Annotated in this window: 18 protein-coding genes; 8 read left to right on the plus strand and 10 right to left on the minus strand. The window is 35.5% G+C overall.

Annotated features, from left to right (window positions below):
* Window position 1: 1 nt before the first annotated feature.
* Complete coding sequence (locus tag CLU83_RS03350; protein WP_100430310.1) at window positions 2–1,261, minus strand: HAMP domain-containing sensor histidine kinase; 1,260 nt, start codon at window positions 1,259–1,261, stop codon at window positions 2–4.
* Window positions 1,254–1,931 carry a response regulator transcription factor gene (locus CLU83_RS03355; RefSeq protein ID WP_100430311.1) on the minus strand — a complete coding sequence of 226 codons (678 nt, stop codon included), beginning with the start codon at window positions 1,929–1,931 and terminating at the stop codon, window positions 1,254–1,256. The genes CLU83_RS03350 and CLU83_RS03355 overlap by 8 nt, the downstream gene beginning before the upstream one ends.
* Window positions 1,932–2,089: 158 nt before the next feature.
* On the opposite strand from CLU83_RS03355, the gene CLU83_RS03360 reads away from it, so the two are divergent.
* The 8 genes from CLU83_RS03360 to CLU83_RS03395 all read left to right on the plus strand — a co-directional run bounded on the left by CLU83_RS03360 (window position 2,090) and on the right by CLU83_RS03395 (window position 10,113).
* Window positions 2,090–4,546 carry an outer membrane beta-barrel protein gene (locus CLU83_RS03360; RefSeq protein ID WP_100430312.1) on the plus strand — a complete coding sequence of 819 codons (2,457 nt, stop codon included), beginning with the start codon at window positions 2,090–2,092 and terminating at the stop codon, window positions 4,544–4,546.
* 180 nt (window positions 4,547–4,726) lie between these two features.
* Complete coding sequence (locus CLU83_RS03365) at window positions 4,727–6,655, plus strand: LTA synthase family protein (protein ID WP_100433595.1); 1,929 nt, start codon at window positions 4,727–4,729, stop codon at window positions 6,653–6,655.
* Between the two features lie 145 nt (window positions 6,656–6,800).
* Window positions 6,801–7,121: a helix-turn-helix transcriptional regulator gene (locus tag CLU83_RS03370; protein ID WP_100430313.1), complete on the plus strand. Its 321-nt coding sequence runs from the start codon at window positions 6,801–6,803 to the stop codon at window positions 7,119–7,121.
* Entirely contained in the window at window positions 7,118–7,639 is a 522-nt protein-coding gene (locus tag CLU83_RS03375) for an SRPBCC domain-containing protein (protein ID WP_232726954.1), read from the plus strand. The genes CLU83_RS03370 and CLU83_RS03375 overlap by 4 nt, the downstream gene beginning before the upstream one ends.
* Complete coding sequence (locus CLU83_RS03380) at window positions 7,629–8,006, plus strand: DoxX family protein (RefSeq protein WP_100430314.1); 378 nt, start codon at window positions 7,629–7,631, stop codon at window positions 8,004–8,006. The genes CLU83_RS03375 and CLU83_RS03380 overlap by 11 nt, the downstream gene beginning before the upstream one ends.
* 226 nt (window positions 8,007–8,232) lie before the next feature.
* On the plus strand, window positions 8,233–8,655 hold the full coding sequence (locus CLU83_RS03385) for a hypothetical protein (RefSeq protein ID WP_100430315.1): 423 nt from the start codon (window positions 8,233–8,235) through the stop codon (window positions 8,653–8,655).
* 41 nt (window positions 8,656–8,696) lie between these two features.
* Complete coding sequence (locus CLU83_RS03390) at window positions 8,697–8,894, plus strand: hypothetical protein (protein WP_100430316.1); 198 nt, start codon at window positions 8,697–8,699, stop codon at window positions 8,892–8,894.
* A gap of 346 nt (window positions 8,895–9,240) precedes the next feature.
* Window positions 9,241–10,113 carry a hypothetical protein gene (locus CLU83_RS03395; RefSeq protein ID WP_100430317.1) on the plus strand — a complete coding sequence of 291 codons (873 nt, stop codon included), beginning with the start codon at window positions 9,241–9,243 and terminating at the stop codon, window positions 10,111–10,113.
* Between the two features lie 497 nt (window positions 10,114–10,610).
* On the opposite strand, the gene CLU83_RS03405 is transcribed toward CLU83_RS03395, so the two are convergent.
* From CLU83_RS03405 to CLU83_RS03440, 8 genes are all read right to left on the minus strand, one after another.
* Window positions 10,611–11,045, minus strand: coding sequence for a DUF6526 family protein (locus CLU83_RS03405; RefSeq protein WP_100430318.1), 435 nt, complete (start codon window positions 11,043–11,045; stop codon window positions 10,611–10,613).
* 36 nt (window positions 11,046–11,081) lie between these two features.
* On the minus strand, window positions 11,082–11,267 hold the full coding sequence (locus CLU83_RS22720; protein ID WP_100430319.1) for a Thivi_2564 family membrane protein: 186 nt from the start codon (window positions 11,265–11,267) through the stop codon (window positions 11,082–11,084).
* Between the two features lie 252 nt (window positions 11,268–11,519).
* Window positions 11,520–12,626 (minus strand): NADH:flavin oxidoreductase, encoded by a 1,107-nt coding sequence (locus CLU83_RS03415; protein ID WP_100430320.1) that lies wholly within the window; start codon window positions 12,624–12,626, stop codon window positions 11,520–11,522.
* A gap of 288 nt (window positions 12,627–12,914) precedes the next feature.
* Entirely contained in the window at window positions 12,915–14,333 is a 1,419-nt protein-coding gene (locus CLU83_RS03420; protein ID WP_100433597.1) for a TolC family protein, read from the minus strand.
* A gap of 280 nt (window positions 14,334–14,613) precedes the next feature.
* Window positions 14,614–17,838, minus strand: a complete 3,225-nt coding sequence (locus CLU83_RS03425; protein ID WP_232726956.1) for an efflux RND transporter permease subunit — start codon at window positions 17,836–17,838, stop codon at window positions 14,614–14,616.
* A 9-nt stretch (window positions 17,839–17,847) separates the two neighbouring features.
* Complete coding sequence (locus CLU83_RS03430) at window positions 17,848–19,056, minus strand: efflux RND transporter periplasmic adaptor subunit (protein WP_100430321.1); 1,209 nt, start codon at window positions 19,054–19,056, stop codon at window positions 17,848–17,850.
* A gap of 148 nt (window positions 19,057–19,204) precedes the next feature.
* Window positions 19,205–19,783, minus strand: coding sequence for a TetR/AcrR family transcriptional regulator (locus tag CLU83_RS03435; protein ID WP_100430322.1), 579 nt, complete (start codon window positions 19,781–19,783; stop codon window positions 19,205–19,207).
* A gap of 402 nt (window positions 19,784–20,185) precedes the next feature.
* Window positions 20,186–21,142 (minus strand): IS1595 family transposase, encoded by a 957-nt coding sequence (locus tag CLU83_RS03440; RefSeq protein WP_100430323.1) that lies wholly within the window; start codon window positions 21,140–21,142, stop codon window positions 20,186–20,188.
* Window positions 21,143–21,274: the final 132 nt, after the last annotated feature.

A 21,274-nucleotide genomic window follows, 5' to 3' on the forward strand; every position in this document is an offset into this window, starting at 1 on the left:
TTTAAAATGTAATGCTAAAGCAGTGCAATTGGTCATTAAAAGTATAATTGATTTTCCATTGATTGATTTCAGTTATTTTTTTAATGATAGCCAGACCAAGTCCGTTGCCTTGTGAAGCTGAATTTATTTTGGAAAAACGGTTGAATAACTTTTCGATTGCTAATGCAGTCTGTCCGGTATTGGAAAAGGACAATTGATTGTTTTGTATGCGGATGATTATTTTTCCGTTTTTTTCATTGTGGCGAATAGCATTCAAAAACAAATTATTGATTAATACTTCTGTTAAGGCTGGATTTCCTGTAATGGAAAGGGCAGAGGAGAATTCGGTTATAATGCTGCTATTTTTAGCTTCAGCCTGTTCTGTAAAAAAGTCAAGATGTTTTTCGATGTAGTCATTTAAAACAATAGTGCTTTTCTCAAGATAGCTTTCGTTATCAATTTTAGAAAGCAGTAAAAGATTTTTATTGAGTCTGTTAAGTCTGGAAACATCATTATTTAGTGAACTTACGATAGAAAGTTGTTCTTTATTGAGTTCCAACTGCAGTAAAGTATCAATTTTAGTTTGAAACAAAGCCAGCGGAGTCTGTAATTCGTGCGCAGCATTTTCTACAAATTCTCTTTGGTTTTTATAAATGGCTGTATTTTTTTCGATAAGCTGTTCCAGACTTTTGTTTAGCTGGTTGAATTCATCTATTTCGGTTGGAATGAAATGAGGAGGCTTATTTTTATCGATTTCAAAATCATGTATTTGTTGAAGTGTATTGTAAAAAGGCTTCCATATTTTAGCTGCCGATGTTTTTGATATCCAAATGATTCCGATAAGCAGCATAATGATGATAAACAGAAACATAATGGCAATATTTATTACCATTCCTTCCATTTCTACAAGACTAATCTTTTCAGTGTAGGTATATCTCTTGCCATTGATATCAACTGGTGCATAAAGTATGCGGAACGGTTCTTTTTCATTAGCAATAGAATCAAATGACATTTTGCCAACAATGGAATCTTTGGTTACTCCCATATCGGCAGCAATCATTACATTAAGGTTGTATTTGTTCCAAACTGCAATGTTTTTTTCGGTGAAATTTTTATGGCTTTCCTTTACAAATGCGCCTTTATGAAAATGTAAAACTTCATCCGTTTCATAAATGTAGAGCCACTCACTAATGTAATAAAACACAGGAGCTGACACTAACAATATGATAATGGCAAACATAAGAAAGCTGCTTGTGGTTTTATATAATAATTTTTTACTCATTTTCCCATTTGTATCCTAAACCGTAAATCGTTTTGATGTAATCACCGCTTCCTGCTGCGTGGAGTTTCTTTTTTAAATTTTTTATATGAGCGTAGATAAAATCGTGATTGTCGAGCATATCGGCCATATCGCCGGAAAGATGCTCAGCAATTGCACCTTTGGACAAGACTTTATTATTGTTGCCAATTAGAAAAAGCAGTAAATCTATTTCTTTTTTGGTTAGGTCCAGTTTTTGGTTATTGACAGTTATTGTTTTGGATAAAAGATCAACACTGATTTCATTGAAAACAATAGTATTATTTCCTTGAAAATTCTTGCGTCGGATAAGTGCCTGCATACGCACTAAGAGCTCCGAAAGATGAAATGGTTTCGTCAGGAAATCATCTGCGCCAAGATTAAAACCTTCAATGCGGGTATCCAAAGTTTCTTTGGCCGAAATAATGATAACGCCTTCGGATTTGTTTTTGCTTTTTAATTTTTTCAAAATATCAAATCCGTCGCCATCAGGAAGCATTAAATCCAAAATGATACAATCGTAATCGTAATTATCAATTTTAGTGCGTGCCAATGCATAATTGCCAGCCGTTTCACATTGAATGCCGTTGGTCTTGAAATAACTTACAATGCTTTGGGCAATTTCCTGCTCGTCTTCTATAATTAAAATTTTCATAACGCAATTTACTAATTCAAATTTGAATGAATTTTGAATTTTTTTATTATGAGTAAAAAAAAACAGAATTCAAGCTCCGTAAATTTTTATCTTTTAATTGTTGTTTCTTCAGGTTTTCTTCAGATTTAAAATTTAGTTTTACCTCAATAAATTTAATTATGCGCCATACTATTTTATTTTTCGTATTCTTTTTATCTCTTATTTCAGTTGCACAAACTGCCAAAAACAAAGGAAGTATAACTGCTAAAATTGCTGATTCAGAGACAAAATCACCTATCGAGATGGCGATAGTTTCTGTTTTCAAAACAGGTGAAATTAAGCCTTTTGAAGAAGTAACCACCAATCAAAAAGGTGTTTTTATCTTTAGTAATCTTCCAGTTGGGACTTATACAATCAATGTTGATTTTATAAGTTATAAAGTGAAAACTATAGAAAAAAGTACTATTACTGTTTCTTCGAATATTATAAATTTAGGAGAGATTTTGCTGGTTCCGGCATCGAATGAACTTAACGAAGTAAAAATCACTACAAAATCGGCTTCGGTACAAAATAAAATTGATAAAATTATATACAACCCTGTCAATGACCTTAGTGCTCAAGGTGGTGCAGCTATCGATGTTTTAAAGAATGTTCCAATGGTAAGCATTGATATTGATGGTAAAGTTGAATTGCAGGGAAATTCAAGTGTTCGTTTTTTAATTAATGGAAAACCTTCGAGTATTTTTGGAGCCAGTGTTTCTGATGCTTTGCAGTCTATACCGGCCAGCCAAATTAAGAACATAGAGGTTATCACCAGCCCGGGAGCTAAGTACGACGCCGCAGGAACGGGAGGAATTATAAATATCATTTTAAAAGATAATAAGCTTGAAGGAATTAACAGCAGTATTAATCTATCGCTGGGAACACGTTTGGAGAATGGCGGTTTTACGTTAAATGTCAAAAAAGGAAATTTTGGGGCAGGTATTTATTTTAATGCCAACAAGCAGTTAAATACGGTTACTAAAACCAGCAGTGAACGCCAGTCCTATAATACAGCCAGAGATACAGTCAGCATTCTTCATCAAACAGGGGAGAGTCCTTTTGCAAGAAGCGGGTATCAAACTGGAATAAATTTAAATTGGAGTATTACTGAAAAAGACGATTTGACAGCCACTTTAGGGTTTAATCATTTTCAAAATGATGCCACTGGTACAACTTTTCAAAATCAGAAGTCATTTTTATCAGATGGAACAGCTTTGTCCATGATTAATAGTGATCGAAATTCGACCAATAATTTTAAAGAAGAAGCTATAGATTGGAGTGTTCTGTATAAAAAAACGTTCGATAAAAAAGACGAAGAGTTAAATATACTGCTTACTTCGAGTTCAGGGAAAAGCACCAATAATTCATCTCAGAAAACGGTAATTGAAGATGACAATTCTTTATCAGGAAATCGAAATCATAATCCAGGGCAGGATCACCAAGTAGATGTATCAGTAGATTATACTTATCCACTAGCCGAAGGTTTTACTCTTGAAACCGGAACGAAAGCGAGTTTTGAGAATATTGACAGTCAGGTGGTTTCTGATACCTTATCAGATGATAATGCGTATCATAATGATTTAGGACAGAGTTACAGTTTTAAATATAAAAGGAATATTTATGCAGCCTATTTATCAAGTTCGTTTACATTATTTAATAATTATTTAGAAGGAAAGGCAGGGCTTCGTTATGAAAGAACCATTACTACAGCTGATTTTGCTGGTGTAAGTATTCCAGATTATGACACTTTTGCGCCTTCTTTTATTTTGCAGCATAAAATTTCGGATAGTCAATCTGTGAAATTTGCTTATACTTTTCGTATCGAAAGACCAGATTTTGAAGATTTAAATCCTTTTTTCAATATAAGTGATCCACATAATATCAGTACGGGCAACCCCTTTTTGAAACCAGAGAAAGGCAACCGGTATGAACTTGGTTACAGTAAAAAATATGAGAATGATGCTAATTTCTTTTTCTCGGGGTATTACCGCTATAATACAGAAGATATTCAAAGCCTTACGACTTTTTATAATGAGTTTACTATTGGAGACACCTCATATACCGATGTTACTTTAACCCGACGTTACAATATTGGTACAGAAACTACTATTGGAGCAAGTGTTTTTGGTTTACTTCCAATAAATAAAAGTTGTACTGTCAAGGGGACATTTGATTTTGGAGAACGAAAAAATTCGACTCCCGGTTTTGAAAGCGTAAGCAGTTTTATTTATAGAGCAAATTTAAATGTAACGTATAAATTCAGCTCTAATATGATGGGTGAAATCGTTGGGAACTATCGTTCTTCTCAGAAAATTATTCAGGGAATCCGTCCTGAGCAATTCTTCTATAACATTGCTTTTAGAAAACTGTTTTTAAATAAAAAGGCAAGTGTCGGAATCACGATGGCTAATCCTTTTAATAAATATATGAACCAAAAAGCAGCCAGTTATGGAGAAAGTTTTGATCAGGTAAACTTAAAACAGATACCCGTTCAGTCTTTTGGTATTTCGTTTAGTTATAAATTTGGAAAACTTGACTTCAAAAAAGGAGAATCAGATAAGCATGATGATCCTGTTCAGCCTGATATTCAATAAAAAACGAAGGACGAAATCTGGATTTTGAATAATAAAGTCTAAGAGAAAATGATTTTTTGTAAAAAAAAACAAGACCTTTCTACCATTTTAATCATTTATTCAACAATATTCAGAAATAATTCAAAATTGAATTGTTATTTTTGCCCAAATAATAAAATATTGCCTAGCATTCCCCCAAATATGAAAAAAATTCAGTTCTCAAAACCTCTTATTAATTTTCTTTTAATTGGTTTAATAATTCTTACTGTCAGCCGTTTTGTACTGTTTTTACTTTTTAGAAGCCGTATTACTGAAACCCCAAATTACGGTTATATTTTTCCCATCGGATTACGGATGGATCTGATAGTTTTGTGCTACCTTCTTTTTTTGCCGTTGGCTTTAATTGCTTTGGTACCCGATTCTTTTTTGAAGAAAATTCAAAGCTTTTTGACCGTATATTTCATTTTATTTTTGACGCTGATTCTGTTTATGGAGCTATCAACGCTCGATTTTATTAAAGAGTATGATACCAGACCCAATAAACTGTTTATAGATTATCTGATTTATCCAAAAGAGGTTGTAGGGACTTTACTGAAAAGCTATCTTTTGTCCATTTTCGTAACTGTGATTATTTTATCGGGATTTGTATATACGCTGATCCGCTACAGAAAACAGCTTTTTGAAATTAAAATGACCAGTTATAAAACGAAGTTATTATTCTTTCCTTTGGTTGCTTTTTTTGTTTTTTTCGGTGCAAGGTCTAGCCTGACTTCAAAAAGGCCAATTAATGCCAGTAATGCAATTTTTTCTACAGATCATCTTACCAATTCGCTTGGGCTTAATTCGTTTTATACTGTAACATTTGCATTGTATTCAATGAAAAATGAGAGCAACCCAGAGAAAATGTACGGGAAAATGGATTATAGCGAAGCCATTTCGAGGGTGAAAAAATATATGGATGTAAAACCAAATGCTTTCTCAGACGATTCTATTCCGTTACTGCATATTCAAAAAACGGACAGCATTATCAAAAGACCTTATAATATTGTGATTATTCTGGAAGAAAGTCTGGGAGCTGAATATGTGGGCTCGCTTGGCGGACTGCCATTGACTCCCGAATTTGATAAACTGACGAAAGAAGGAACTTTATTTACTAATTTATATTCCACTGGAACTCGAAGCGTGCGCGGTATCGAGGCTGTTGTTACCGGTTTTCTGCCGTCTCCGTCAGAAAGTGTGGTAAAACTGAATAATTCGCAAACCAATTTCTACACCATAGCATCGCTATTGAAGCAAAAAGGATATGACACCAGTTTCATTTATGGCGGCATGGCCAATTTTGATAATATGGGATCTTTTTTTAGCGGAAATGGTTTTGACAAAATTATTGATGAGGATGACTTTGATTCTAAGAAATCTGCTTTTCACGGCACTTGGGGCTGGTCTGACGAAGATGTAATGGCAAAAGCGAATACTTATTTTAAAAATCTTGGCAGCAAACCTTTTGTTTCATTGGTGTTTTCTTCTTCTAATCACGAGCCTTTTGAATTCCCTGACGGAAGAATTTCCCTTTATAGTAAGGAAAAGAATTCAGTTGACAATGCTATGAAATATGCGGATTATTCGATTGGCCAGTTTTTTAAGCAAGCCAAAAAAGAAGCCTATTATAAAAACACCATTTTTCTTGTAATTGCCGATCATAATACAAGAACTTATGGAAAACACCTTGTGCCAATAAACAAATTTCATATCCCGGCACTGATTATTGGACCGGGTGTTGCAAAAGGAGGAAAATACAATAAACTGTGCAGTCAGATTGATATACAGCCTACTGTGCTGGGCAAAATCGGAATGGATATTGAAACGCCAATGGCAGGAAGAAATTTGTTTGATTTACCTGATTCGTTTCAGGGGCGTGCAATGATGCAGTTTAATGATATCAACGCTTTCCGTGTGGGAAATGAAGTGGTTATTATGCAACCTAATAAGGATCCTTTGCAGTTTCATGTTCAAAATGACACTATTTTTACTCCTCAAAAACTTAATGAAAATTTAGCCAAAGATGCCCTTGCTCATGTAATTTGCCCTTTCTATTTATACAATCAGCAAAAATATAAGGTAAAAAAATAACAGAGTAAATGTTAAACAATAGGAACCTAAACATGTTAAGTGTTTAGGTTTTTTTATGTCTTCATCTTAAAAAAAAGTAAAAACATTTGCGAAACTGATTGGTTGCATGTATATTTGCAACCAATTGGTTTCTTAATTTTGAAAAATGAGAAGAGATATATTTCAGGCGATAGCAGATCCAACAAGAAGATCCATTATTACGCTCATTGCTTTGCAGGCTATGACGCCTAATGCCATTGCAGAACATTTTGACACCACACGACAGGCAGTTTCAAAACATTTGAAAATATTGGCAGAATGTGAGTTAGTGAAGCAAGAACAGCAGGGACGGGAAATTTATTACAGTCTTGAAATTGACAAAATGAAAGAAATTGACAAATGGCTGGAGCAGTTCAAAAAGATTTGGGAAACCCGTTTTAGCCAATTGGATGATTTATTATTAACAATTAAAAATACAAAAAAATGATGAACAGCAATTTGCAATTTGATTTCCTTGTAGACAAGGAAAAGAATACGATTACAGTAAGAAGAGAATTCCTTGGCAATCAGCAATTGGTTTGGGATTGTTATACAAAAAAAGAATTATTAGACCAATGGTTTGCACCAAAACCACTATCGACTAAGACCAAATCAATGGATTTCAGTAATGGCGGTCATTGGCATTATGCAATGGTAGAGCCTAATGGAACTGAATATTGGGGATGGACAACATTTCTGGAAATTAAACCTATTGATTATTACACCTCTACCGATGCTTTTAGTGATGAAGACGGCAACATAAATACCGATTTGCCGCAAGCGGTATGGCTGGTAAATTTTGGAACTAAAGAGGAGAATACTGTAGTAGAAACAATTGTTACTTATAAATCCCTTGAAGATTTGGAAGCAGTCATTCAAATGGGAATGAAAGAAGGATTGACTTCAACATTAGAAAGATTAGATGAATTGTTAGTAACGCTAAAATTAATTAATAATGAAAAATAAAATCATATTCGTTTTAAGCCTTTTATTTGGTTTGATGTTTATCAACGCAGGCCTGAACAAGTTTTTTTATTATATGCCAATGCCTGAAAATCTGCCCGAAAAAATGCAGAAAGCGATGAACGCTTTTACCGAAATTGGCTGGATCATGCCACTTGTAGGTGCAGTCGAGGTTTTGGGCGGTGTATTAATAATCCTGCCAAGATTTAGAGCATTAGGAGCTTTAATCATTTTGCCTGTTATGGTTGGAATTGTCTTGACAAATATTGTGCAGGATACCAGCGGATTGCCTTTTGCTTTAGTTTTAAGCGCCATTTTGATTTCGATAATGCATCAGAATAAAGAAAAGTACTTGCCGTTGCTTAAATAAGAATCAGAATTTTTATAAAAAAACTGAAGCCCTAAACATTTTTAAGTGTTTAGGGCTTTTTATGGTTAATTGTCTTAAAATGTGAAAATTATGTAATCAATTGCTGAAGTGATGTAAATGTTTTAGCCTGCTGCTGTTATACATTTGGAACATTAAAAAAATGAAATTTTGAAAGTAAAGTCACATTCCTAATTTCAAATAGTATAACCTGTTAAAATAAAAGAAGATGAAAAAAATTGTATTAATGCTGCTTCTTGCAGCAAGTTCTGCCAGCATTTGGGCACAGACTCCCAAAGTGGTTATCAATGATAAAAGCGGATGGCACAAAATTGGAGAAACTATTGTAAGTCTTGATAAAGAGACTGATAAAATTTTAATTGTTGGAGCCAACCGTTTCGCAGCTGTTAAGATTAAAGTGACAGAGGCACCAATCCGTTTGGAATCATTTGATATTTTTTATAACAATGGCCAAAAGAAAAGTGTTAAGATAGGTCAGGAAATTAAGCATGAAGGCGAAACTTCGGTAGTAGATCTTGGCGGTGAAAAAAACATTAAAAAAGTAGAGTTCTATTACCATACAATTGGTCAGGAAAAAGACAAAAAAGCGCATGTTGAACTTTGGGGTTTGAAAACAAACACAAATAAATAATGGGATAGTCTGTTGATGCTGATAATTTAAAACGAAGTATTATGCCTTGGACTAAAAAAGATTATCCGCCTGCAATGAAAAATCTTCCTGTCAAAGTACGCAATAAGGCAGTCGAAATTGCCAATGCAATATTGGAAGAAGGAAAAATGGACGAAGGCGGGGTTATTGCTATCAGTATCAGTAAAGCCAAAGATGCGGTGGATGGCAGCACTAAGAAAAAAGCCGATTCAAAAAAGTAAGTCTTAACTGTTGATATAAAAGGTAGGGGGTATCTATAAAAATGATCAGTGAAGAATTTATTGGAAAGGCTAATTCCTCCTCTAATTTAAGCAAGTAACATTGTTTTAACAAAGAATGGAATTTGGCTTGATAAAATCAAGTCAGTAAAAGGTTCAGGATACTATTCTGAACCTTTTTGCTGTTTAGGTGTTTTGGTCTGACCGTTATTTAGGATTAGAGTAATAAAAATTATGAAACTTTATGCAGTAATTATATAACGCTTTTAATCAGTAGATTACGAAATTTGAGTATGCCAATCAGATAGTGAAGCAGTATAAATTGAGATTATTCTAAAACCATTAAAAAATGAAAAATATTTACTTAAAAGCTGGGAAAACAGAAGATGTTTTTAATGATTTGAAAGATAATTTCAAAGGAACATTAGTAACCAATAATGATGAATTCAATTTGACTTTATCATCCGCCTTTGCCAGAGGAAACATCATTGGGATAACATTTCCAGAAGGAATGACGTATATGCAGTTTGACTTGGTTTTCCATGATGATGTAAGACTCAGCATGGAATCATTAAAGACATCGCCTATCTTCTTTGCTTATTGTTCTCATGGAAGCATGCAGCATAGTTTTGGAGAACTGGGGGAACGAAAAATCATTAAAAAAAAGCATTCAGGAATTCTAAAAAGTGCTTCGAGTGTGAACAGTATCCTGCATTTTGAAAAACACGTTCCGATTAAATTTTATGTAATCGAAATAGGAACCGATACAGCCGCAGCCAATGAATACAACAGTAATCTCATTAAGAAATTAAAAAATACATTTTTCCATATAAAAGAAGACTATCTTAATATTAGTTATCAAAATTCTGAAATTGCTCAGAAAATTGAGGAACTCAGCACAATTACGCATAAAGGCATTGTTCGTAATTTATTAATAAACTGTATTCTGGAAAATATTCTGGAATTGGAAATCGAACAGCATACCGACGGTTTTTCGGCAATAGCCGAAACGGTTAGCTCTTTTACATTAAAACAGATAAATGAAATAAAAACAATGTCAAATTTTGTTATGAATCTTTCTTTGGAATTATTCACTACAGACTTTATAGCTCAAAAAACTGTTCTGTTCGCAAACAGACTTCAGAAAGAATTCAAACTAACATATAGCAGATCGATACAGGATTTACTGGTCTTTATGCGAATAGAGAGAGGCAGAATCTAAATTTTAGTTAGCTGATACAGCATGCAATATATAAAGAGGCTGTCTGAAATGTAATTTTCGGACAGCCTCTTTTTTATTTGCAGTGATTAGAAAATCATACTTCTATTTCAGCAGATTTTTCCATTTCGGCAATTACTGTTTTTTCCTTTTTTATGGTCTGTCTCAGTAATGCTAATAAACTAATGTAAATATTAGCAATAAATACCAGCGCAAAACCAGCAATCAGATAACCTCTCCAATCCGGCTACAATAATGTATAGTTGCAGACAGCGACAAAAAAAATAGTGACGTAATGACTGAAACAGTATTCGCAGGTAAAAAGATAAAAGAATTTGCGGGCAATAACGTTACGTTTATTTTGGGAACATTTAAGGCACCAATCTCTTGGCTCCCTAAATATTTCTTCGTGTGTAACAGTCCAGCTGATACAGGCAATAGGGATTGCAAGCGTAAAAAGCCATATAAGCTGTGAATGTATGTCCATCTCTTGATTTTATTTAAACTCTTGCATAATCTCCCTTCCAGTGTTCAATCGCTTTTTTTATTTCAATGCTTGACAGTTTTTTATAAAGTGTTTTTTTGATGAGCCCCTCCAGTTCATCATCGGGAGCAAAACGTAGAGCATACAATTGTTCATCTTTTAACCGATGTTCAAAATTCTCCAGTCTTTTTCCCGTAAGAGAAAAATAGCGGTATCGAAGTTCCAGACGCACAATACGGTTCTGTAAAATCAGTGCATAATGCTGACGCATTATAAAAGCAAGAAAAAACAAAACAATAAAAACGGCACTGATAAAACTCCAAATCAATTGGTCTTGGGATGTGAAAATAAAACACACACTAAAAACCAGCAATGTCATTATAATCGGATAATAAATAAAATGATGAGGTGTATAATATCGAATGTGATTTTTAAAGGATTGTTTTTTCATGCTTCAGTTTTTTTATAACGTGCTAAGAGATTTACTTTACACATGTACACTCATCAGATTATCAAAAATCCCGAATACTTTGAGCAGCCAGATAATTACAAAGATTACAACAACGATGTTAAAGATATTTTTGATTTTAGAATCCATAGGGATATAGGTGTTAACAAGCCAAAGAAGGACGCCTATAACAATTAATACTAGCAATACGGTAACTAACGGCATAAAATGAAGTTTTAGAGTTATGCTCAAATATATTTCACTTTTTATGGAATTGCTTTACATAATTCTTTAAAACAGTTACATAATTCAAGCCTTTGCTATTTATGTTTTTTGATAATTATTTCTAAAAACTAAATGAAAAAAAAACGCTGTAAAACCGAAGTCTTACAGCGTCCATCAAATTAAATAATAAAAAAAGGGTATTTTTAGCCAGCTCCCACTAAGATGCTGAAACAGTTTGTTTGTCTGTAAAATTTATTCTAAAATCAATTCACTCAAAGCTTCTTTACTGAATCCTACAAGCTGATCAGTTTTTCCGGATTTTATTTTTGCAGTCCAATTTGGGTCAGAAAGTAAAGGTCTTCCGACGGCAACTAAATCAAAATCGCCTCTATCGAAACGTCTTGTCAGTTCATCCAAAGAGGCAGGCTCTGAACTTTCGCCGGCAAAAGCACCAAAGAAATCACCAGAAAGTCCAACAGAACCAACGGTAATGGTCGGAGTTCCAGTTACTTTTTTTGCCCATCCCGCAAAATTTAAATCCGATTTTTCAAATTCGGGTTCCCAGAAACGGCGCTGTGAACAATGCAGAATATCAACTCCGGCATCCACAAGAGGCGTAAGCCAGGCATCTAATTCCTGAGGTGTTTTCGCTAGTTTATAATTGTAATCAGAAGGTTTGAATTGAGAGAAACGCATAATCACAGCAAAATCGTTTCCTACTTGTTTTCTGATTTCTTTCACTACTTCAATTGCAAAACGACTGCGTTCCTTCAATGTTTTTCCGCCATAAATATCCGTGCGTAAATTGGTTTCAGGATTAAAGAACTGGTCAATTAAATAACCGTGCGCACCGTGAATTTCGATAGTATCAAAACCTAATCTTTTAGCGTCAGCAGCTGCTTTTCCGAAAGCAATAATAGTGTCTTCAATAGCTTTTTCAGACATTGTATTACCGTTATTGAAATCAGATTTGTATAATCCAGATGGGCCTTCAAAAGGAACTGGAGGAACCCAGCCCGAATGATGATTAGCCATAATTCCCATGTGCCAGATTTGCGGTCCCATTTGACCTCCGCCAGTATGAACTTCATCGATTACTTTTTTCCACCCTTTTAGTGCTTCATCGCCATAAAAGTGAGGAACATTGGCATCATTGGATGATGAAGGCCTGTCTATAACAGTCCCTTCAGATAATATTAAGCCAACTTCACCTTCGGCTCTTTTTTGATAGTAAGAAGCTACTTCATCAGTAGGAATTCCGTTTGGAGAAAAGGAACGCGTCATAGGCGCCATTACAATTCTATTTTTAAGATTTAGCGTCTTAAGGTGGAAAGGCGTAAATAAATTAGTTGTACTCATAACTGTTTATATTTTAGATTGTTAATTTGTTTCGTGAATTTAAAATCTGAACTTTATTATTAATTTTTAGGAGCAGAAACATTTGATATTTTATCAACAGTTGTCCCGCTTTCCGTTACAAACGAAGTTCACTGAACTCATATGAAAATAAAAGTATAGTGAAGTAATCTTTGTGGGCTGAACTCCAGCCCACAAAGGATTTTCACTTCTATCGGGGCTAAAAGGAAACATTTTGCTTTTTTGCCATCATTCAAAAAATAATAATAAACGAGTTTATGTTTAGAAATATTATCTCCAGCCTCCGCCCAATGCACGATATAATTCGGTATTGGCAGAAAGTTGTTCTCTTTTTATGTTGGCCAGTTCTAATTCGCTTTGCAGTAAATTGGCCTGTGCAGACAGCACTTCCAAATACTCTGCCATTCCGTTTTTGAATAGCATTTTAGCATTTTTAATGGCTAGTTGCAAAGTCTTTACACGTTCCTGTAAAAACGATTCTTGTTGCTGCAGTTTTTCTACTTTTACCAATGCATCAGATACTTCACTAACTGCTACTAAAACCGATTGTCTGAAATTTAAAACTGCTTTTTCTCTTTCGGCTACAGCAATATTGTATTGCGTTTTTAGCTTTTTATTATTCAATAAAGGCTGTGTTAAACCTCCCGCAACAGTTCCGAATAAGGAAGCAGGAATATTGAACCAATTGCTTGTTTCAAACGAATTTAAACCGCCTTGAGCTGTTATTCTTAATGCAGGATACAAATCGGCTTTTGTAATTCCAACATTTGCATTCGCAGTTTTCAGAGCCAATTCAGCGCTTTTCACATCAGGTCTTCTGCTTACTATTGAAGAAGGAATTCCAATTGAAGCATTATTTTTCACTTCAACTGCACTAAGAGCAATGTTTCTTTTTTTCGAATTTGGGAATGAACCCGTTAATACGCTCAAAGCATTCTCCTGAATTGCAATGTTTTGTTCCAATAAAGGAACCAACTGAGCCGCATTTAATTTCTGCGCCTCCGATTGCTGAATTGCTAATGAAGTTACCTGTCCGGCATCAAATTTCAATTTGATGATAGTGGTGGTACTGTCAATTAACTGCACGTTTTTCTTGGCGATTTCTAATTGAGCGTCCAGCATCAAAAGATTGTAATAGCCATTTGAAACATTCGCCACAACAGTCGTCTGCAATGCTTTTTTCACTTCTTCCGATTGAAGATAACTAGCGAAAGCTCCTTTTTTCTGGCTTCTGATTTTACCCCAGATATCAGCTTCCCAGGAAAGTGAAACTCCTGTTGAATAATCTTCAATATGTTTTTGGCCTAAAGCCTGATTCAGGTTCATTCCGGTAAAACTATTGTCTGACGGATTGCTCGTACTGGCATTCACAAATAAATTAGCTTGCGGTACATTTCCCCATTTGGATTGTGTGAATCTGTATTGCGCAATTTCAATGTTTTTAGTAGCGATCTGCAAATCGTTATTTCTGACCACAGCGCTGTCAATCAGCTGAATAATATCTTTTTCTGTAAAGAAATTTTTCCACTCCAAATCACCGATGCTTGCAGTATCTTTTGAAACCGATGCATTCCTGAAATTCTCAGGAAATGCATCTTTTGGTGTTTCAATATCCTTAGAAACAGTACAGGATATTATTGTGGTGATCAAAATGGCGATCATCACGATTTTGGTTATATAATTTTTCATTTTTACTTTTTCGTAATTAAATTTATTTTTAAACACATAGAAACATAGAATTTATAGGGATTAAAAAGAGTCTAATAGACGCTCCACTTCTCACATAGTCCGTCTATGTGAAAAATAGTGCTATTTCTATTCATTCTTTATGCTCGTCATTAAATCTATGTGTCTATGTGGTTCATTTTTCATTTGTATAGAATCATACTCAACGGGTTAGTTGTAATCTTGATTTTATTATTAAATTTCTGGACAGGTATCTTTTTTACTTTCAAGATCTTTTGACACTTTATACGCTATGTACGTGAGGCTGATGATTATTGTCACCAGAATTGTTGTGATGTAATTTTCCATTTTTATTTTCGTAGTTATGAGTCACAGCTACTGGTTTTCCAGTAACTTTTTCTTGTAAATATTGGAATACGATGAATAAAACCGGGATGATTAACAATCCTAGAATTACTCCCGAAACCATTCCTCCGGCGGCACCAATACTAATAGAGTGGTTACCCTGAGCCGATGGACCTGTGGCGTACATCATTGGAATTAATCCAACTACGAAAGCCAGTGATGTCATGATAATTGGTCGTAAACGCAGTTTTGCAGCGTCTATTGATGCTTTGACTAATGGCTGTCCTGATTTTCTTTTTTGAACTGCAAACTCTACAATCAGAATCGCATTCTTGGCGAGCAGTCCGATAAGCATTACCAAGGCAACCTGCACATAAATGTTATTTTCGATTCCAGTCAAGCCAATGGCTACAAATACTCCAAAGATTCCAGCTGGAATGGAGAAGATTACTGCCAAAGGCAAAATGTAACTCTCGTACTGTGCGGCAAGCAGGAAGTAAATGAATATCAAACACAATAGGAAAATCGTAGTTGATTGTCCTCCTGAAGAAATCTCTTCGCGGGTTTGTCCTGAGAATTCATAACTGTAACCTGCAGGTAGTTGCTGTTTTGCAACTTCCTCGATCGCTTTGATGGCGTCTCCAGAACTAAATCCAGGTTTCGGAATCGCATTCACCGAAATAGAATTGAACAAATTGTATCTTGAAGCGGTTTCAGAGCCATAAATACGGCTTAGTTTTACCAAAGTATTTATCGGAACCATTTCGCCGTTTTTGTTTTTTACAAATACGCGGTCAATAGCTGTCGGATCTGCTCTGTCGGCAATATCTGCCTGGACAACCACTCTGTAATATTTCCCAAATCGGTTAAAGTCGGATGCTTGAGCACTACCAAAATAAGCCTGCATAGTCTGCAGTATGTCTTTTACTTTTACGCCCAATTGATCAGCTTTCTCGTCATTAATGTCTAATTGCAATTGTGGATAATCAGCTTTGAAACTGGTAAAGGCGACAGCAATTTCTGGGCGTTTCATTAATTCTCCGATGAATGTCTGCGAAATTCCGCTGAACTTATCCAGTTTACCGCCTGTTTTATCCTGTAATACTAAATCCAATGCCTCAACATTACTAAAACCGGGTACTGTTGGGAAACTAAATACAAAGAAACTGCCTTCAGAAATCGCGCCTAATTTGCCACGAACCTGATTCATTATTTCATCAATATTTTTAATGCTGCCGCGTTCTTCATTTGGTTTAAGCAATACAAAAACCACTGCCGATGACGGGCTTGTAGAATTTGTCAATAAGTTGAAACCTGAAATAGCAGTCACAAATCTTGAAGATTCCAAACCTCTTAAAGTATTTTCAGCTTTAGTCATTACTTTTTGAGTTCCGTCTAGAGAAGTTCCCGAAGGAGTGTTCACTGCAATGGCAATAAATCCTTGATCTTCTGTTGGGATAAATCCTGAAGGAGTTGTTTTTACCATTACAATAGTTGCAATTGTAATTAAAGCCAATCCACCTAAACTAACCCATTTATTACGAATTAAGAATTTTAGTCCGCCAACGTAACGGTTGGTTAACGATTCAAAACTATTATTGAATCCGGTAAAGAATTTTTCTTTAAATCCTTTTTTCTCATAAAGAGTTTCCCCGTTAGCGTGATTGTCTTTCAAAAACAAAGCGGCTAGGGCAGGACTCAATGTCAAAGCGTTTACAGCTGAAATTACAATCGCAATTGCCATAGTGAACGCAAACTGACGATAGAAAACCCCTGTTGAACCTTCCATAAAACCAACCGGCAGGAATACCGCAGCCATTACGAGCGTAATCGAAATAATCGCTCCGGTAATTTCGTGCATCGCCTCGTGTGTTGCTATTTTTGGAGACAGATGTTTATGTTCCATTTTGGCATGTACGGCTTCGACGACGACAATGGCATCATCGACCACAATACCAATGGCCAAGATTAAAGCGAAAAGCGTTAAAAGGTTTATCGAAAATCCGAATAACTGCATGAAGAAGAACGTTCCTAGAATCGCTACCGGAACAGCAATTGCAGGGATTAAAGTCGATCTAAAATCCTGAAGAAAGATAAATACAACGATAAATACCAATATAAAAGCTTCAAGCAAAGTATGCTCCACCTGTTCAATGGACTGATCCAGAGAAACTTTTGTGCTGTAGAAAATATTGTGTTTTATTCCAGCAGGAAAATCTTTGGAGGCTTTAACCATCAATTTGTTAATCGCAATCTGAATATCATTCGAATTAGAACCCGCCAGCTGAATCACACCAATTACGATTCCTTTTTTACCATTTAAACGCGTTAAACTGTTGTAGGAGTAGGCGCCAAGTTCAACTCTTGCGACATCTTTTAATCGAAGTATAGAACCGTCAGCATTGGAACGGATGGCAATATTCTGATAATCTTCAGGTTTGGTCAGTTTTCCTTTGTATTTAATTACATATTCGAAAACTTCGGTACTTCTTTCTCCAAATTTACCAGGAGCAGCTTCCAAACTTTTGTCCTGAATCGCTGCCATAACTTCATTTGGCGTCACATTATGAGTGGACATTTGAGTTGGATTCAGCCAAACGCGCATAGAGTAATCTTTTACACCTCCAAAAATACTGGCAGCACCAACACCCGGAATACGCTTGATTTCTGGAATAATATTAATTTGGGCATAATTGGCAACAAACGTCTGGTCGTATTTGGACTCATCTTCGGTAAACATACCGATTGCCATGATAAAACTGTTTTGCTGTTTGGCAGTAATAACACCTTGCTGTATCACTTCGGCAGGCAATTGGCTTGTTGCCTGAGCCACTCTGTTCTGCACATTAACAGCTGCCTGATCGGCATCAGTTCCCAATTTAAAGAAAACTGTAATCGCTAAAGTTCCGTCATTACTGGCCGTGGAGCTCATGTAAGTCATATTCTCCACACCATTTATAGATTCTTCCAGCGATGGTGCAACAGAACGCAAAACCGTTTCTGCGTTGGCTCCCGGATAAACCGCCGTGACCAAAACCGATGGAGGCGCAATATCGGGAAACTGTTGTAAAGGCAATTTCGTAAGTCCAAGTACACCTAATATCACCAGCAGAATGGAGATAACGGTTGCCAGTACGGGTCTTTGTATAAATATTTTGAACATCTGTGAAAATTATTTTTTGTTAATGATTTGAGCAATTTTAGTTGCTGATTTTTCAGGCTGAATTAATTGCCCTTCCTGAAGTTTGTCGATACCGCTTAATACGATTTGGTCTCCCGATTTTACGCCGTCTTTGATGAGGTAGTTAGCACCGCTTTTACCAATAACTGTGATAGGCATTTTGGTAACCTTGTTTTCTTTGCTAACGGTAAAGACAAAAACTTTATCCTGCATTTCTATGGTAGCCGATTGCGGAACCAAAATCGCATCATCATGCTCCAATCCTAAACGGATTTTCCCTGTATTTCCCGAACGCAAAGTTTTGTATGGATTGGAGAATTTTGCTCTTACAGTAATAGCTCCAGTGGTTTTGTCAAATTGTCCATCCACCATATCGATTTTCCCTGTTTGCGGATAAGCGCTGTTATCAGCTAATATCAAAGTAACCGGAGGCAGTTTTTTTATTTTGTCGCCAATGCTGTTTCCTGCATATTTTGATTTAAATTGGATGAAGTCAGTTTCACTCAGCGAAAAATAAGCATACACTTCCTGAACATCCGAAAGGGTTGTTAGTGCGTCAATATCTGTTGCAGAAACCAAGCTTCCTTGTTTTTTCGGCAATCTTCCGATGTAGCCATTTACGGGAGCTGTAATATTGGTATATCCTAAATTGATTTTTGCTGATGCAGCAATTGCTTTGGCCTGTTCGATATTGGCAGCAGCAATTTTTTGAGAAGCTTTAGCCGATTTCAACTGATAATCAGAAACCACTTTGTTTTGAACCAAAGGAGTAAGTTTATCAACCTCAAGCTGTGCGTTGATATAAGACGCTTCGGCCGCATGAAGACTGGCCAAAGCATTGTTTAATTGCTCAAGGTAAGGACGTTCGTTTATTTTGAATAAAGTCTGCCCTTTAGCAACATAAGCACCTTCATCAACCAAAACGCGGTCTAAATTTCCGCTTACCTGCGGACGGATTTCCACATCCACAGTTCCTTGTATAGCGGCAGGATATTCGGTATCGGTAGTAGTGGTTTCGGTAGTTATTGCCATAACAGGCAGGAGGGGAGCGGGTGCAGCAGCAGGTGCCTGCTGTTTATCGGCACAGCTGATTAAAAATACAGCCATTAAGCTTAAAAGTGTGATTTTTTTCATGGTTATAATTTGATTTAAATTGGTCTTGGATATTGCGCTTTTTGGAATAATCGTTTCAGAATTCATCGTGTTTTTTATTAAAAGGTTATTGTTTTAGCGAAGCATTAATTCTGGAATAATCGTTTCAGAATCAATGCTGTAATTTAAAAATAGGTATGCTTATTGTGTATTGTTTTCTGAAATAAACGTTTCAGAATTTAGGTAAAAAAAAGCGTTATTTAAATATATTTTTAATCAGGAATTCTGACATTTTTTTAATTTTTATAGGATTTCCATGAAGAATATACGATTGCTTCCAGCCAGTAAAAGAGGTTGCAATGTATTCAGCCATTAATGAAGCATCTTCTGTATCGTCCATTTCGCCGTCATCCATTACTTTTTGAACTATGGAAGCCATATATTCAATGAAAATATCATTGTTTTTGCTCATTACGTTTCGGACAATGCAGTCATCAGGAGCAATTTCAAAAATCGTTTTCATACCCAAACAGCCTTTGTCGCAGGAAATGATCCAATCCGCTTTATCAGTAATAACTTTGATAAGTGCTGCTTTGGCAGATGTTTCCTTGGCTACTTTTTCTTTTATTTCCTGCATCGCATTATCAAAATAATTGCCAATGCATTTCATAAATAATTGGTGTTTGTCGCCAATGGTATTGTATAAACTGCTTCTGTTGATCTGCATAGCATCCACTAAGTCCTGCATTGAAGTAGCATTATATCCTTTTTCCCAAAAGACATTCATTGCTTTTTCAATTTTTTCGACCTCGTTAAATTCTACACAGCGAGCCATAAGACTTAAATATTATTTTGCAAATGTAAAACTATTTTTGAAACAAGCGTTTCAGAATCGATGTTTTTTTAATTTTTTTTTAAAAGAGCCATTTTTTGAACATGTTTTAATCCAAATTAGTATTCTATTTGGTGCAGAATTGGTGGAGTTTATATGTTTGTCAACCATTAGAAGCTCCTAATTTAGTTAACCGCGTTGCAAACGCTGCAATTTGGTTTCTAATTTAAGTAGGTCTGGAAAAAAACCGAGAGAAAGAGAAAGAATCTCATACGATTGGACGTTAACCAAGACCATGCCTATGCTTGGAGCAGAACGAGGAAAGGCGGTTGGGCAGTTGCATAGAGTACTATTTTAAGCACAACCATTACCTTGAAACGCTTAAAACAACATGACTATCCGTAACTAATACCAAGTTGTTTCTAAGGCAGCAATCATAAGCCTCTGAGATAGTCTATCTCCAAAATATCTTCTGTTAAATTTGTAACAGAACTCGTCGAGATAATTTTGTACATATTGTTGATTTATACAATTGTGGTGGATTCCTAAAATCACTTTCTTTGCATTACTGATTGTTCTATTTACCCAAGGAAAAACTTTTGCAGATTTCTTCTTGTCAGGCTCTACAACAACCTGATGTTTTGCTATTACTTCTTTTAGTTTAGAATATCCTGTATAGCCATCGGAGAGTACAGAAGCTGTTTTTTCTACTGACTTCTGAACCTCTTTATTAATTGTTTCGGACTTCAAATCCTCCATGACAACCATTTTCAAGTAGCCTACTTTCCTGTTTGGTTTTCCTTTTTTTGGCGCAGAAATACTAGGTTCAGATTCTACCATCACTAGCACTTTTGCTTGTCTTTCACTCCCACGACCTCTTTTGCCTTGTTTAGGATTGTCACCATTGTTATCATCTTTGTCGTCTATAACATCTTTGTTGTCAACTCTTTCAAAGAATCCTTCGTCAAATTCAATGCAACCCTCCAATTTATATTTCTCATCACGTTTACTCATTACTCTGCGTATTTTGTGCATCATTAACCAAATTGGTTCATAACGCTTGTGCCCCAAGATACGTTGCATTTCTAATGCTGAAAAACTCTTTTTTGAGAGCGTCATAAGTTCAATGCAAAGCATCCAATATTGGAAAGGTAAATTCGAATTTTCCATTACCGTTCCTGAGCGAAGACTAATTCGGCTACCACACTTTTTACATTGAAATTTTAAATCAGTTTTACGAAAAGAATGCTCTGTGTGTTGGCATTTTTTGCAGACAATACCCATTTCAAGACGTTTTTTCTTGAAGCCTTCAATACAAGAAGCTTCATCAGGATATTTTTCAAAGAATTTACGCAAATTCATAACTGTTTAGTTTTTATTCTGCCACGAATATAAGGTAATTAAACAAAAGGTACAAGTTGCGGATAGTCATATAAAACAAGAGGCTATCAATCATCAACCGATGTTTACATCGAACTTAATCCATCTTTTTGC

The organism is Flavobacterium sp. 1 (assembly GCF_002797935.1).
Lineage (GTDB): Bacteria > Bacteroidota > Bacteroidia > Flavobacteriales > Flavobacteriaceae > Flavobacterium.

Excerpts from the sequence above, each read along its gene's own strand:
- CLU83_RS03350 (WP_100430310.1), bottom strand. The coding sequence starts at position 1,261 with ATGAGTAAAAAATTATTATATAAAACCACAAGCAGCTTTCTTATGTTT.
- CLU83_RS03355 (WP_100430311.1), bottom strand. The coding sequence starts at position 1,931 with ATGAAAATTTTAATTATAGAAGACGAGCAGGAAATTGCCCAAAGCATT.
- CLU83_RS03360 (WP_100430312.1), top strand. The coding sequence starts at position 2,090 with ATGCGCCATACTATTTTATTTTTCGTATTCTTTTTATCTCTTATTTCA.
- CLU83_RS03365 (WP_100433595.1), top strand. The coding sequence starts at position 4,727 with ATGAAAAAAATTCAGTTCTCAAAACCTCTTATTAATTTTCTTTTAATT.
- CLU83_RS03370 (WP_100430313.1), top strand. The coding sequence starts at position 6,801 with ATGAGAAGAGATATATTTCAGGCGATAGCAGATCCAACAAGAAGATCC.
- CLU83_RS03375 (WP_232726954.1), top strand. The coding sequence starts at position 7,118 with ATGATGAACAGCAATTTGCAATTTGATTTCCTTGTAGACAAGGAAAAG.
- CLU83_RS03380 (WP_100430314.1), top strand. The coding sequence starts at position 7,629 with ATGAAAAATAAAATCATATTCGTTTTAAGCCTTTTATTTGGTTTGATG.
- CLU83_RS03385 (WP_100430315.1), top strand. The coding sequence starts at position 8,233 with ATGAAAAAAATTGTATTAATGCTGCTTCTTGCAGCAAGTTCTGCCAGC.
- CLU83_RS03390 (WP_100430316.1), top strand. The coding sequence starts at position 8,697 with ATGCCTTGGACTAAAAAAGATTATCCGCCTGCAATGAAAAATCTTCCT.
- CLU83_RS03395 (WP_100430317.1), top strand. The coding sequence starts at position 9,241 with ATGAAAAATATTTACTTAAAAGCTGGGAAAACAGAAGATGTTTTTAAT.
- CLU83_RS03405 (WP_100430318.1), bottom strand. The coding sequence starts at position 11,045 with ATGAAAAAACAATCCTTTAAAAATCACATTCGATATTATACACCTCAT.
- CLU83_RS22720 (WP_100430319.1), bottom strand. The coding sequence starts at position 11,267 with ATGCCGTTAGTTACCGTATTGCTAGTATTAATTGTTATAGGCGTCCTT.
- CLU83_RS03415 (WP_100430320.1), bottom strand. The coding sequence starts at position 12,626 with ATGAGTACAACTAATTTATTTACGCCTTTCCACCTTAAGACGCTAAAT.
- CLU83_RS03420 (WP_100433597.1), bottom strand. The coding sequence starts at position 14,333 with ATGAAAAATTATATAACCAAAATCGTGATGATCGCCATTTTGATCACC.
- CLU83_RS03425 (WP_232726956.1), bottom strand. The coding sequence starts at position 17,838 with ATGTTCAAAATATTTATACAAAGACCCGTACTGGCAACCGTTATCTCC.
- CLU83_RS03430 (WP_100430321.1), bottom strand. The coding sequence starts at position 19,056 with ATGAATTCTGAAACGATTATTCCAAAAAGCGCAATATCCAAGACCAAT.
- CLU83_RS03435 (WP_100430322.1), bottom strand. The coding sequence starts at position 19,783 with ATGGCTCGCTGTGTAGAATTTAACGAGGTCGAAAAAATTGAAAAAGCA.
- CLU83_RS03440 (WP_100430323.1), bottom strand. The coding sequence starts at position 21,142 with ATGAATTTGCGTAAATTCTTTGAAAAATATCCTGATGAAGCTTCTTGT.